The sequence below is a fragment of the Acinetobacter sp. 1124_18A genome, from assembly GCF_052824995.1.
The window spans coordinates 65639-79156 of the sequence record NZ_VTDF01000008.1 but is presented as its reverse complement, the minus strand read 5'-3'; the positions used below and the strand labels follow the sequence as shown (position 1 = coordinate 79156).

Genomic DNA, 13518 nt, shown 5'->3' with positions numbered 1-13518 from the left:
AAATTAGAAATTCTTATAAAAAAAGCCGGTTCATGATTGACCGGCTTTTTTATACATATATGAATTAATTCATTGATGCTGGATTCGAAGGCGCAATACTATTTGATACAGCAGGAGCTGTTAGATTACTTGCTGCAACAGCAGCTGGTCCAGCAACAGCAGCTTCACCAATGAGTGCAACTTTAGCTTTCTCTTGGCTCTTCGCAGATAAAGCAGGGTTAGTTGCCACAATACGATTAATATTTGCTGAGTTTGCTGGAGCAATCGCTGTCGTTTGTAAAATAATTGGGCGATTACCCGTGTTACCCAACGTATAGCGAATGCCTGTACGCGGACTAATCACTGTTGTATTTTCTTGCTTCACTACAGCTTGAGCCGAAGTTGGCCCTTTTGCTGCAAGTACTTTATCAACCGTTGTCGTTTGAGGGGCTGAAGCTGCTTCTGCTGCGAAAACAAAACTAGGCACAGCAAGAACAGTTAAAAATAAAGGTTGTAATACTTTTTTCATTGTCTTTCCAACATACACTCTGGATGAGAAGTAAATAGCATTTAATGCTTAAAACTGCAAACATTATTCACAGGCTTACTACAAACATAAAAAAAGCAGAACAATTGTTCTGCTTTTTTTCGTTAAGGCAGATTAAATCTTACCGTGACATTGTTTATATTTTAGTCCAGACCCACATGGGCATGGTGCATTGCGGCTTTCTGGAACAGGGAAAGCTTGCTGATCGTCAGACTCGTTCATGGTTTCTTGAGAAAGTGTAACTTCGCCAGTTAAACCATCTACATCATCATGTTCAAAAGAAAGCTTCATTGACTCAGCTTGCTGCTGCTGTTGAGCTTCCATTTCTGCAAGTTCTTCTGGTGTTGGGATATGTACACGAGACAAATCAGTCACAACATCAGTTTTAATAATGCTCAACATATTTACAAACAGGTTGAAAGCTTCTTTCTTGTATTCCTGTTCAGGGTTCTTTTGCGCATAGCCACGTAAGTGAATACCTTGACGCAAATAATCCATTGCAGCTAAGTGATCTTTCCAATGACGATCAAGAGAGTTTAAAACGAAGTGACGTTCAAGCATTGCTGCTGATTCATCACCCATTTGAGCGCGGCGCTGACGATAACGCTCAATCACTTCATCACTGATTCGCTCAACTAAACCTTCTTCATCTAGACGACGATCTTGGTCTAACCATTCTTGAATTGGAAGTTCAATACCCAAATCAATACGTAAAGCGTTTTCTAAACCTTCAACATCCCACTGGTCATGAATTGACTCAGGTGGAATAAAGTTAGTAATCACGCCTTTCATCACTTCATGATGCATTTCTTCAACGTATTCTTTTAAAGTATTTTCAGCTAATACTTCATCACGTTGTGAATAAATGATCTTACGTTGTTCATTATTCACATCATCGTATTTCAATAAGTTTTTACGAATATCAAAGTTACGCGCTTCAACTTTACGCTGAGCGTTCTCAATTGAACGACTCACCATTTTGTGTTCAATCGCTTCATTTTCTTGGAGACCCATCGCACGCATCATTCCGACTACGCGGTCACCTGCGAAAATACGCATAAGGTCATCTTCAAGAGACAAATAGAAACGAGAAACACCAGGGTCACCTTGACGGCCCGCACGACCACGTAACTGGTTATCAATACGACGTGATTCATGGCGTTCAGAACCAATGATGTGCAAACCACCTGATTTCAACACATCTTCGTGGTCTTGTTCCCATTGTGCTTTCAGATGTGCTTCATCTTCAGCCGTATGATTTTCAATTTTGGCAAGCTTCGCTTTCCAGTTACCACCCAAGATAATGTCAGTACCACGACCAGCCATGTTGGTTGCAATCGTGACTGCATTCGGGCTACCCGCTTGAGCAATAATGTCAGCTTCACGCTCATGTTGCTTTGCATTCAACACTTCGTGATGAATACCAGCTTGCATTAACTTAGAAGATAAAATTTCACTGGCTTCAATGGTCGCTGTACCAATCAGAATCGGTGCTACACCTTGCTCACGAATATTCGTAATTTCCTGAATAATCGCGTCGTATTTACCATTACGGTTTAAATAAATTAAATCGTTTTGGTCATTACGTACCATTGGTCGATGAGTTGGAATAATCACAACATCAAGGCCATAAATTTCTTTCATTTCCGCAGCTTCAGTATCAGCAGTACCTGTCATACCTGAAAGCTTTTTATATAGACGGAAATAGTTCTGGAATGTTGTGGTCGCTAGCGTCTGGTTTTCAGGCTGAATTTCTAAACCTTCTTTCGCTTCAACTGCTTGATGCAAACCTTCTGACCAACGACGACCTGGCATTGTACGGCCAGTGTGTTCGTCAACAATCACGACTTCGCCATCGTGAATAATATAGTGAACATCGCGTTGGAATAAGAAATGTGCACGAATAGCAGCAGACACATGATGAACAAGGCTTAGATTCGTTGCTGAATATAAGCTTTCACCTTCAGCCAATAAGCCCATCTGAATAAGTTCTTGCTCAACAGTTTCATAACCAACTTCGGTCATTTCAACTGAACGCTGCTTTTCATCAATCCAGAAATGCCCACCATCTGCCACTTTTTCTTCTTTTTGCGGCTTTAATTTAGGGGGAATCGAATTAATTGCAGAATATAGATGCGAAGAGTCTTCACTTTGACCAGAAATAATTAATGGTGTACGTGCTTCATCAATCAAGATTGAGTCAACTTCATCGATAATGGCATAGTGCAAACCACGTTGTTTCTTTTCTGCTAAAGAAAACACCATGTTGTCACGTAAGTAGTCAAAACCGAATTCGTTATTGGTACCATAGGTAATATCAGCAAGATAAGCTTCCGCTTTTTCAGACGGACCTTGCATTGAATAGATCGTACCAATAGATAAACCCAAAAATTCAAATAATGGGCGGTTCAACTCAGCATCACGCTGTGCCAAATAATCGTTCACCGTAATAACGTGTACACCTTGACCACTCAAAGCATTTAAATAACACGCCAAAGTACCCATCAGGGTTTTACCTTCACCTGTACGCATTTCGGCAATTTTACCTTCATGTAAGGTAATACCACCAATAAGCTGAACGTCATAGTGACGCATGCCCATTACACGTTTGGCTGCTTCACGACAAACTGCAAACGCTTCTTGAAGTAATTTATCTAAACTTTCGCCATTATTATAACGTTGTTTGAATTCTGGAGTTTTTGCAGATAAGTCTGCATCGCTTAAAGCTGATATCGTCGGCTCGAGCGCATTGATTTGCTCAACAATTTTGCGCATGCGTTTGAGTTCGCGCTCATTTTTTGTACCGAAGATACCTCCGATCAGACTTGCCAACATGGATAAACTCTCTAAATCTTGCTTGGTCAAATGAATAAACTTTTTCTCAGTCGTTTATTATGGTGCCAGAAATTTGAAGTACAAGGGGTTTGCACAAAACCCCTAAAAAAAATCTGATAGTTAGACGAATGGTTTTATCATTCATCTAGTCCCCCGTAATGCGCCTTGCACCTAAAAACGTAGCATTAACGCTCATCTATTAAGCATAACTTCCGAGAAATCTAATTTAGCAAATTTACCTTAAAGTTACATTGATTAAGCACATAAAATAATGAGTTTTAGTCATATATATTTACACTTATATCAAAAGTTCATAATAAAATACAAAAACAATAATTTTAATCATAAAGTAAATGCTGCATATTCATTCAATCGAATAACAAATTATGAGCAATTGAGGAAATATCATGACACTACGATTAGGAGACACTGCCCCCGATTTTCAACAAGAATCGAGCGAAGGTACTATTCATTTTTATTATTTTTTAGGTGATAGTTGGGGAATCTTATTTTCACATCCAGCCGACTATACGCCAGTATGTACAACAGAATTAGGCTACACAGCAAAATTAAAAGATGAATTTACGAAGCGTAATGTTAAAGCGATTGCTTTGTCCGTAGACGATGTAGAGTCTCATAAGGGCTGGATCAACGATATTAATGAAACACAAAACACAACGGTAAATTTTCCAATCATTGCAGATAAAGATCGTAAAGTATCTGAGCTCTATGGTTTTATCCATCCTAATGCCAGTGAAACACTCACAGTGCGCTCTTTAGTGATTATTGATCCTAATAAAAAAGTTCGCTTAATTATTACTTACCCTGCTTCAACAGGCCGAAATTTTAATGAAGTCTTACGTGTTGTTGACTCATTACAATTAACGGATAAGCATAAAGTCGCTACACCAGCGAACTGGCAGCAAGGCGAAGACGTCGTTATTGTGCCATCACTTAAAGATGAAGAAGAAATTAAACAGCGCTTCCCTAAAGGCTATACAGCCGTTAAACCTTATTTACGCCTCACACCACAGCCTGAAAGCAATAAAACCGACTAAAGGTTTATTGCTTGCAAGACAAGCAAAGCGCGTAGGCAGGCATCAGAAGATTTCAAATAAGCAAACCGCATAGTAAATCTTAAGCAAAATAAGTAAATTTTCCAGCCTTAAAAAGCCATCCAACGCGATGGCTTTTTTATTTATGTATTGAATACACATGGTTTTTACTGCTCAGATCAGTTATAACTCGAAGCGATTCGGTATAAAAAATAAAAATCATGATCTATAAAATTCATCATTTAAAGTGTGGCAGCATGTGCCCAGTTTGCGCCCCACTCTTTGGACAAAAAGGCTTTCGAGCTGAAGTCGTCTGTCATTGCCTTCTGGTTGAAACTGATCGAGGCTTAGTGCTTATTGATACAGGCTTTGGCTTGCAAGATTATTTACATATGAAACAACGCCTAGGCTCATTAGTTAAGCGTTTAGGTAAAATTGAACCTAACCTTGAGTTTAGTGCCATTCAGCAAATCCAAAAGCTCGGGTTTAATCCTAAAGATGTAAAGCACATCTTTGTGACTCATCTTGATTTTGATCATGCAGGTGGAATTTCAGATTTCCCGCATGCCACTGTGCATGTTTTAGCAGCAGAATATAACGCAGCGCAACTTCCAAATTTTAAGGGCAAACTTCGTTATAGAACCAATCAATATAAAGATCATCGCTACTGGAACTTTGTTGAATATCAGCAAGGTGAAGCATGGTTTAACCTCGAAAAAGTAAAAGGCTTTCCTCTGTTCCAAGATGAAATTTTAATGGTACCTCTATTGGGGCATTCAGCTGGTCATTGTGGTATTGTCATAAAGCAACAAAATCAATGGTTATTATTTTGTGGGGATGCTTACTACTCACATCTAGAGTTAAACCCTAAAAATAAATTAAGATCGCTCAGTGTGCTGGAAAAAACATTTGCAGAAGATAATGAAAAGCGTCTTTTAAATCTCAAACGCTTACAGCATTTAGCTCAACATGAACCAACGATTGAAATAATTTGTGCTCATGATCCTTATGAGCTTAACCGGTATCTAACATGAAAAAATTATCGCTCATCACACTTCTCATCTGTATAAACTTACAGGGATGCATGCAGCATGAAAGTATTGCCCATGAGCAACGACCAAAAGACTGGGGCACTTTAGTTTCTCAGAGCCATAACTTTTATCAAATTAGTAATGATGTTTTTCGCAGTGAACAACCTAGTGCTGCAATGATTTCAGAATTAAAGAATCATCAAATTGGAACGATTATTAATTTAAGGGCCAAAGACGCAGATACTTTAGTTTTTAAAAATGAAAATTTTAATCTTGTGCATATTCCTATCAACACATGGGCAATTAATCGACAAGATCTATTAGAAGTCATGCAACAAATCAAAATTGCCAAACAGAATAATCAACGTGTTTTATTGCACTGCTATCATGGTTCAGACCGTACAGGCGCCAGCGTTGCGATGTATCGAATTATTTTTGAGAATTGGGCAATTGATGATGCAGTTAAAGAAATGAAAGAAGGTGGTTATGGCTACCATATTATATGGAAGAACATTGACGGTTTATTTACACCTGAAAATGTAAAATGGATTCAACAGCAACTGTCGAATTCCAGCAGCTAAAGACTAGATTGCTTTTGTATGCAAACACGATTATTAGGCAAATAAGTTGGCTCAATCACCAACTTATTTATTGTTTTTATTCTTATCAATTACATCGAAAAACATACATTTAAAGATAGATGATCATCAAAAATATGATTTAACTTTATGATTTTCCCAAAGCGGCGTTGCTAAGTAATACCTTCAAAATTTCAGAATCACCACCATCGCTGTCTGTCACTAATAAAAAGACTTCGCCATCTAATCTCGACTCGAACCAAGTAATCCCTTCAACCTTTATTGGCAGTGTTCGTCCTTTCGCATCTTGAATCAAATGAGCCGCTAAAGCTTTACCATCAGGCGAAAACACCAAGATAAAACTTCCCAAAACCGCACCGTCATCATAGGTATTGAGTGTTTGCTCGACCGCAGCTGTAGCAACAATCAAATTTTTATCCACTAAAAAACAAGCATCTGAAATGCCACTTGCTGAACCATCAAGCTCAGCTAAGCTCAGTTTGAGCGAATGTATAAGTGCATTTGCTAAGGATTTTCCTGCTTGAATTTTGATTAAATCAAAGACTAAAACCCCATGATGGAAATTTATGTTGCCACGCTGAAAGATATAGAGATAACGATGGTCTGAACATATGGCTTCTATATTAAGATCAGCCCCGCCTGTTAATTCAACCTGATGCTGCAAAAAATCATAATCAACCGCATCCAAGAAAGTTCTGACCTGATCATTGGCAGGGTTATAGAGTAATGCTCGTTTTCGATTTTCTGTTGAACCCGAGCCCATCACCAAAAGCTCTGATTGTCCGTTCCAACTTATAGCGGTTAAAGCTTCAAAATCAGGCTTTTGTTCTTTGCTTAATTCTCTTAGCGGTATTTGCTCTGAAGGATCAAATAACGCAATTTTTTCAAAGACCGTTGCATCGGCCATGTTCTGGTTTCGATTAATTCTTAATAAATAAGGGAGATTATCACCAACAAAATAAATATCATCCCCCACACAAGCAACTCCAGACAGTGCGCTAATCCCTGAATCTTGTGCAAAAACAAATTGTTCTAATATTTTAATCGTTGTATTCATCTTCAAGATCCCCTATTGAATGGAACACTTCTTCACAAGAATAAAGCCGTTGAAGTAAGTGTTCCTGATTTGATTTAGGGGATGATCAGCCGTTATCGCTGATCAAGTGGTACCCAATCAATGACCCAAGCCGATTTCATGTTTAAACTTGAATCAGAAGTAATTTTCTTACGGGCGGCATCTGCAGTATCACGGTCTTTCGCAGGTCCAACCATAATACGGATTCCCTTGCTGGTTTGACTCGTAGTTACCTTGTAGCCTTTAGCTCGTAATTTAGAAACAACTGAATCTGCATTTGCTTGGTTAGCAGCCAATGCAACTTGCACCATCCACTTTTTATCACCATTTTCCAGCAGTTCACGCGCTTTCTCAGCATCAGCTTTTTTATCAGCTTCTGCTTTACGTTTAGCCTCTGATGTTTTCTTATCAGCTTCTGCTTTGTGTTTTGCTTCAGTCGCTTTCTTATCAGCTTCTGCCTGACGTTTTGCTTCAGCAGCTTTCTTATCTGCTTCTGCTTGACGTTTTGATTCAGCAGCTTTCTTATCAGCTTCTGCCTGACGTTTTGCCTCAGTTGCTTTCTTATCAGCTTCCGCTTGGCGTTTTGCCTCAGCTGCTTTCTTATCAGATTCTGCTTGGCGTTTTGCTTCAGCTGCTTTTTTGTCTGCATCTATTTTTGAAGTATCAGTTGTTTTATTCGCCACATTAGTTTGCTGGTTTTTAGCTTTCGCCTCACCCACTAACTCTGGTGGAATATTATCTGAACTTTCTTGAGCAGCTGTACGACGTGCATTAATCGCAGCATACTCTGCTGCTGCTTTACGAGCAGCATCAGCTTCAGCTTGCTGTTGCATTGCTAAAAACTCAGCTGCACGTGCTTCTTGCTCAGCAACCGCTTTTTCACGCGAACGGCGCTGCTCTTCTAGCAAACGTTTTTCTGTTTCAACATCAACCGCTAGAGGTTGTAGTTGTACCATTTGGCCTTCAGTTGCTTGCTTTGGCTTAGTTTGAGTTTTTGGCGATGTGGATGCGGGTGGTTGAACTTCAACCTGTTTTATTTCCTCATTTCCTTTTAGAAGTAATGCTGCCAATAAAACACCACCTCCCAGTAAAACAACACCACCCATCCAGCGTTGTTTGTTATTCATTGACATTCTTCCAAATACTCCCAAATCGCTTCTAAAGTATGAAACGAACCACAGGCCAAAATCAGCTGATTGTTATTTGTTTGCTCAAGCGCTGATTTAAATGCCTCTTTGATATTGCCATATTGTTGTACTGTCTGACCTTGTAAGGCATCATTGAGTTGCTGAATCGGTGCAGCACGCGGCACATTCAACTCAGCAATTTTCCAATGTAAAACAGTAGGTTTCAATAAATCGACTACTGATTTTATATCTTTATCTGCCAGCATTGAAAATACTGCGACAACTTCTGTGTACTGTTTATTGTATTCTAAGAAATTTCGCAATTGCTTTAACAAAAATTCAACACCATGTGGATTATGTCCGGCATCAAAAATTACTGTTTTTCCTTCAACTTGACGCTGTTCAAAACGCCCTGCTAAGCGTGCAGATTGAATACCTTTTTCTAATGCCGACTGGGAAACTTCAAGTCCGCTAATTAAAATGGCAGCAACCGCCCCTGCAATATTTTCAATGGCTAAATGACCTAAAGGAAGCTTTAAAGTGGTTCCCTCAGAGGCAAAGTACCAGTTTTGTCCATCATCGGCGAGTTTATAAAAATAATCACGATTAACGGTATATAAGTCTGCTTGTGTACTTTCTGCTTTATCTTGAATTGCTTGAGGTAAAAGTTGTTCGCCAGCAAAGACAACCGGAATTTGTGGACGAATAATTCCTGCTTTTTCAAAAGCAATTTTTTCGATGGTATCGCCTAACCAATCGGTATGATCTAGGCCAATATTAGTAATAATTGCAACGTTGGGATCAATTACATTGACGACATCTAAGCGCCCACCCAAACCGACTTCGAGTACCCATACATCGCATTGCTGTTGTTTAAAAATGACAAAAGCAGCCAAAGTGGTTGCTTCAAAAAAAGATAAGCTCAAATCACAATCGCGACGAGCCTGATCGACTTCAACAAAAGCATCAATCAGACTTTGATCATCGACTTCGACTCCACCTAATTTAACTCGCTCATTAAAGCGATAGATATGGGGCGACTGATATAACCCAACTTTATAACCCTGCTCATTTAAGATAGCAGCTAGTGTGGTTGTAGTTGAGCCTTTACCATTCGTTCCGGCTACTGTAAAAACTTTAGCAGTAGGCTGAGTGACACCCAGCTTTTCTGCAACAGGAATTACACGTTCCAGACCAAGATCTATCCCTGTAACGTGAACATGGCTCCAATAATTGAGCCATGTATCTAAAGAGTCTATTGAAAGTGGAGCTTGTTGATTCAAGGTAAGTTCATCAATTTCGATACAAGTCGAGATACAGTATCACGTAAAGCATGACGATGAACAATCTGATCGATTACACCATGATCAAGCAAATATTCTGCACGTTGGAACGGTTCTTCTAGAGTTTCACGTACAGTTTGCTCAATTACACGTTTACCAGCAAAGCCGATCATCGCTTTAGGTTCAGCAATATGAATATCACCCAACATTGCTAAAGAAGCTGTTACACCACCATACACTGGATGTGTTAACACCACGATATAAGGCAAGCCTGCATCTTTTAATCTTTGGATCGCCGCTGAAGTACGTGCCATTTGCATAAGTGACAACATGCCTTCTTGCATACGTGCGCCACCAGAAGCTGCGAAACAGATCAATGGTTGACGTTTTGCAATAGCAAGTTCAGCAGCCTGAACAAAACGGTCGCCCACTACAGTACCCATAGAGCCGCCCATAAAGTCGAACTCAAAAGCACATGCAATCAAATCAACGCCATTTAAATTACCTTGCATGGCAATTAAAGCTTCTGTTTCACCAGTTTTGCTTTGCGCTTCACGCATACGATCTGGATATGGCTTAGTGTCGACAAACTTTAACGGATCTTTCGCGCTAAACTCTTGTCCTAATTCTGCTACTACATTGTCGAAGAACCAGTTCAAACGATCACGAGCTTTCATACGTAAGTGTTCGTCACACTGTGGACAAACATACGCATTGAAAGAGATTGCTGTACGTGTCACTAGAGCATGACATTCAGGGCATTCAATCGTTGGCTCAGTAAATGTTGCTTTGAGAATTTGTTGCTCATTTGCGACTTCAATACCTGGAACCGGACGTTTTGTCCATGGGGTCGCAGGGCTAAGAACTTTCACTGATTTCACTTCTTGATTCATACTAACTCATCGAGCGCTGCTCGAAGCTCCTTGACTTTATTCACCGTCTGTTCAACAGCGTCATCCGCTGCCAACGTTGCAAAATTTTTAACGAAAGCACTACCTACAATCACAGCATCAGCAACACTACCCATTGCTTTTGCTGAAGCGGCATCACTAATACCAAAACCAACGCCTACTGGAATATCAGTGGCATTTTTGATTTTCTGAATACGTGCAGCAGCTTCTGCCGTATCTAGTGTTGCGGCTCCCGTTACACCCTTGAGTGAAACATAGTAGATAAATCCACTTGCCTGATTTGCCACATGTTGAATGCGTTGGTCTGTAGAAGTTGGCGCGAGTAAGAAGATTTGATCCATGTCATGTTGCTTCAACACAGCAGCAAACTCTTTTGACTCTTCTGGCGGTAAATCCACCAGCAATAAGCCATCTACACCACACTGTTTCGCATGAGAAATAAACTTCTCATAACCAATCACTTCAACTGGATTTAGATAACCCATTAAAACAACAGGTGTATCCTGATCCTGTTCACGAAACTCCTTTACCATATTAAGAGCATCTAATGTGTTAGTCCCTGCTGCAAGCGCACGTTCAGCTGCAAGCGCAATTACTGGACCATCAGCCATTGGATCTGAAAATGGTAAACCAAGCTCAATGACATCTACTCCTGCCTCAACCATTTTATGCAGTAACGGAACTGTTACTTGCGGTTGTGGATCACCCGCCATAACATAAGATACAAGCGCTTTACGTTGTTGGGACTTAAGCTTTTCAAAACGGGTGGCAAGACGTGACATAGGGTTGTGCTTTCCTTGAATTATTTAAAATTGAGGAGTTGTTTGTAGAAATACAAGAACATCGCATTTTAACGCTATTTTTTGTCCATTGAACAGGTCTAACGTTATGGCGATATTCGATTGTATGATTCATACAACCCATGGTGTACATTTATCAATATTTTGAAACTTTTCTCAATGATCAAAGCTTCCTATTTTCGAGCCATTATTAGATCGTCATCTGAATAGAAAATCCCCACAAAAGGGCTATTTCGCTGCATTTTTATTTGTTAGCTGTAATTGCCTTTTTCTGGTTAGCAAAGTTTGCCCTGTCAAATTTTTATGGGCCCGTGCAAGTGCAGACTGGTCCGAATATCCTAATTGTTCAGCAATTAAAGTGAGGCTGGCATTTTGGTTGAGTAATATCTCACAACGTCTCATGCGCTCCGCATCTAAAATTAATTTAAATGAAGTGTTTAATGACTGTAGCTGGCGCTGCAAGCTTCGTACTGAAATATTCAACTCGATGGCAATATCTTCTATTTTAGGGGCCTGCTGCCTTTGCTTAAAATATTCATGGACGATCCAATGAATTTGCTGAGCTAAATCTGTATGTATTTTACGCTGAGCTAACGCTTCTTCTGCCTGTTTCACCAAAAGTTGCATTAAGGTTGGGTCTGCATGCTGAGGACGAATACTTAGTCCCTCACTTGCAAAAGTTAATGCATAGTAAGGTTTTTCAAATGATAATTTGCATTGAAAGAAACGCTGATAGTGCACTAACGGACCACGTGCACGGTGCACAAACTCAACTTGTTGCAAGAGAAAATCATGTAGTGGGGCTATTTGTTTAGCAAGTTGTACCATCGCTGCCAAAGTCAATTCACAAAGTATGATGTTGCTGTCATCAACCAATGGCCAATACAAACGAATTTTAGAAGCATCTTGCTCAATTTGCATAGGCACCACTTGCTCACCGTCAATTACCAGACGATGAAACTTCATAATATATTCAAGAACCTCTGCAAAACTGCCACTTCGGGATGCCATATAGCCCAATACTCCAAAATTGGCAGGTGTAATGCAGGTGGCCATTTCCAAAGCTAAATTGGAAACTTGTAGCTGAGACTCGGTTAACTCTAAAAGCTCAAGAAAAAAATTTAAAGATGATTGAGCATCAATAGACGAAGCTAAAATATTTTGAACTTGTCGCGCCTGAACATCCGTCAGATTTAATGCCTGCCAGTCCATTTCCCTTTCTTTTAAGTAAGTATTCCAAAGGTAAAAATAACCATTTGAAATTGTAAAATCCTGCATGGCTCATCCTTTTTTACTGCCATCTTGTCGCAAACTGTATAAAAATTGGCAATAACTGTCAAAACAAAGCCGACCAGTCGCGAGATACTAGTGAACAAGTTAGATGCGAGAAATAAAAATATGAACGCACATGTTTCTTATCAGGTCGAGCCAGTGGTTCGTAAAGATCTAGATTTTCACTTAAACGAAGCACCTCGCTTTTGGTTCAATAATGATCCTTTTTTGACTCGTATGTTTGATGCACTCAGCTTAACCTTTCCTGATGGAGAGCGTTATTTTATCGAATGTGTTCGTATGTTCCGTGACAAAATTGATGATCCAGAACTACAAAAACGAGTTGTGGACTTTATTAAACAAGAAGCTCAACACGGTATTGCTCATGACAAAATGAATCAGCTTATGAAAGAGCAAGGTATGCCTGTTGATCAATTCACAGCTACGCTAAAAAGAATTTTTCGTTTTGAACTCACCAAACGCTCACCGCAATACAATATTGCAATGACGGCAGCAGCTGAACATTTAACAGCATTAATGGCAGAAACGTTTTATAGCAATAAAAAAACTTTGGAAAATGCTCACCCATATGTTCGAGCACTGTTTGCTTGGCATGCCATTGAAGAAATGGAGCACCGTGATGTTGCTTTTGATGTGATGAAACAAGTAGGTGAAGTTCCTGAGTCAACTCGTCGATTTGTATTAGTTCTTACGACAGTATTGATGTTTGGCTTTACACTTTATCGCACCAACATCATGTTGAAATGTGATGGCTTTAGTTCTAGAGAAAGACTATTGATGAGCCTTAAAGGTTTACCTTGGTTTTTCGGCAAAAATGGCACATTAACCGCTATGAAAAGCCAATACTTAGATTGGTTTAAAAAAGATTTTCATCCAAGTCAGCATCCGGTCATTCGTCAATATCCAGTCTGGATTGAAACACTCGAAAAGACGAATGATCCTATTGCAGCTGGTGAAGCATTTTGGCAAGCAGGTTTATAACC

Annotated in this window: 12 protein-coding genes; 4 read left to right on the top strand and 8 right to left on the bottom strand. The window is 39.6% G+C overall.

What is annotated here, in order from left to right:
- Nucleotides 1–64: 64 nt before the first annotated feature.
- Nucleotides 65–508, bottom strand: coding sequence for a hypothetical protein (locus tag FY048_RS15380; RefSeq protein WP_446091710.1), 444 nt, complete (start codon nt 506–508; stop codon nt 65–67).
- A 132-nt stretch (nt 509–640) separates the two neighbouring features.
- Entirely contained in the window at nt 641–3361 is a 2721-nt protein-coding gene (gene secA / locus FY048_RS15375; RefSeq protein ID WP_446091750.1) for a preprotein translocase subunit SecA, read from the bottom strand.
- A 407-nt stretch (nt 3362–3768) separates the two neighbouring features.
- Here secA and FY048_RS15370 point away from each other — a divergent pair, with 407 nt between their 5' ends.
- From FY048_RS15370 to FY048_RS15360, 3 genes are all read left to right on the top strand, one after another.
- Nucleotides 3769–4419 carry a peroxiredoxin gene (locus FY048_RS15370; RefSeq protein WP_446091709.1) on the top strand — a complete coding sequence of 217 codons (651 nt, stop codon included), beginning with the start codon at nt 3769–3771 and terminating at the stop codon, nt 4417–4419.
- Nucleotides 4420–4637: 218 nt separating this feature from the next.
- Nucleotides 4638–5450 carry an MBL fold metallo-hydrolase gene (locus FY048_RS15365; protein ID WP_446091708.1) on the top strand — a complete coding sequence of 271 codons (813 nt, stop codon included), beginning with the start codon at nt 4638–4640 and terminating at the stop codon, nt 5448–5450.
- Nucleotides 5447–6028 (top strand): dual specificity protein phosphatase family protein, encoded by a 582-nt coding sequence (locus FY048_RS15360; protein ID WP_446091707.1) that lies wholly within the window; start codon nt 5447–5449, stop codon nt 6026–6028. The genes FY048_RS15365 and FY048_RS15360 overlap by 4 nt, the downstream gene beginning before the upstream one ends.
- Nucleotides 6029–6173: 145 nt before the next feature.
- Here FY048_RS15360 and FY048_RS15355 read toward each other — a convergent pair whose 3' ends face one another.
- The 6 genes from FY048_RS15355 to FY048_RS15330 all read right to left on the bottom strand — a co-directional run bounded on the left by FY048_RS15355 (nt 6174) and on the right by FY048_RS15330 (nt 12520).
- Nucleotides 6174–7103 (bottom strand): DUF6929 family protein, encoded by a 930-nt coding sequence (locus tag FY048_RS15355; protein ID WP_446091706.1) that lies wholly within the window; start codon nt 7101–7103, stop codon nt 6174–6176.
- Nucleotides 7104–7195: 92 nt separating this feature from the next.
- Nucleotides 7196–8254 (bottom strand): SPOR domain-containing protein, encoded by a 1059-nt coding sequence (locus FY048_RS15350; RefSeq protein ID WP_446091705.1) that lies wholly within the window; start codon nt 8252–8254, stop codon nt 7196–7198.
- Nucleotides 8245–9531, bottom strand: a complete 1287-nt coding sequence (gene folC / locus FY048_RS15345) for a bifunctional tetrahydrofolate synthase/dihydrofolate synthase (RefSeq protein ID WP_446091704.1) — start codon at nt 9529–9531, stop codon at nt 8245–8247. Before folC ends, FY048_RS15350 begins: the two co-directional genes overlap by 10 nt.
- Nucleotides 9528–10424, bottom strand: a complete 897-nt coding sequence (accD, locus tag FY048_RS15340) for an acetyl-CoA carboxylase, carboxyltransferase subunit beta (RefSeq protein WP_446091703.1) — start codon at nt 10422–10424, stop codon at nt 9528–9530. The genes folC and accD overlap by 4 nt, the downstream gene beginning before the upstream one ends.
- Nucleotides 10421–11224 (bottom strand): tryptophan synthase subunit alpha, encoded by an 804-nt coding sequence (gene trpA / locus FY048_RS15335; protein WP_016137188.1) that lies wholly within the window; start codon nt 11222–11224, stop codon nt 10421–10423. The genes accD and trpA overlap by 4 nt, the downstream gene beginning before the upstream one ends.
- Before the next feature lie 246 nt (nt 11225–11470).
- Entirely contained in the window at nt 11471–12520 is a 1050-nt protein-coding gene (locus FY048_RS15330) for an AraC family transcriptional regulator ligand-binding domain-containing protein (protein WP_446091702.1), read from the bottom strand.
- A gap of 120 nt (nt 12521–12640) precedes the next feature.
- Here FY048_RS15330 and FY048_RS15325 point away from each other — a divergent pair, with 120 nt between their 5' ends.
- The gene (locus tag FY048_RS15325; RefSeq protein ID WP_111856176.1) at nt 12641–13516 is read left to right on the top strand and encodes a metal-dependent hydrolase; all 876 of its coding nucleotides are present in this window, start codon (nt 12641–12643) and stop codon (nt 13514–13516) included.
- The last annotated feature ends 2 nt before the right edge of the window (nt 13517–13518 follow it).

Bases quoted from the DNA above. Each gene is read 5' to 3' on its own strand.
- FY048_RS15380 (WP_446091710.1), bottom strand. From the start codon at position 508: ATGAAAAAAGTATTACAACCTTTATTTTTAACTGTTCTTGCTGTGCCT.
- secA (WP_446091750.1), bottom strand. From the start codon at position 3,361: ATGTTGGCAAGTCTGATCGGAGGTATCTTCGGTACAAAAAATGAGCGC.
- FY048_RS15370 (WP_446091709.1), top strand. From the start codon at position 3,769: ATGACACTACGATTAGGAGACACTGCCCCCGATTTTCAACAAGAATCG.
- FY048_RS15365 (WP_446091708.1), top strand. From the start codon at position 4,638: ATGATCTATAAAATTCATCATTTAAAGTGTGGCAGCATGTGCCCAGTT.
- FY048_RS15360 (WP_446091707.1), top strand. From the start codon at position 5,447: ATGAAAAAATTATCGCTCATCACACTTCTCATCTGTATAAACTTACAG.
- FY048_RS15355 (WP_446091706.1), bottom strand. From the start codon at position 7,103: ATGAATACAACGATTAAAATATTAGAACAATTTGTTTTTGCACAAGAT.
- FY048_RS15350 (WP_446091705.1), bottom strand. From the start codon at position 8,254: ATGTCAATGAATAACAAACAACGCTGGATGGGTGGTGTTGTTTTACTG.
- accD (WP_446091703.1), bottom strand. From the start codon at position 10,424: ATGAATCAAGAAGTGAAATCAGTGAAAGTTCTTAGCCCTGCGACCCCA.
- trpA (WP_016137188.1), bottom strand. From the start codon at position 11,224: ATGTCACGTCTTGCCACCCGTTTTGAAAAGCTTAAGTCCCAACAACGT.
- FY048_RS15330 (WP_446091702.1), bottom strand. From the start codon at position 12,520: ATGCAGGATTTTACAATTTCAAATGGTTATTTTTACCTTTGGAATACT.
- FY048_RS15325 (WP_111856176.1), top strand. From the start codon at position 12,641: ATGAACGCACATGTTTCTTATCAGGTCGAGCCAGTGGTTCGTAAAGAT.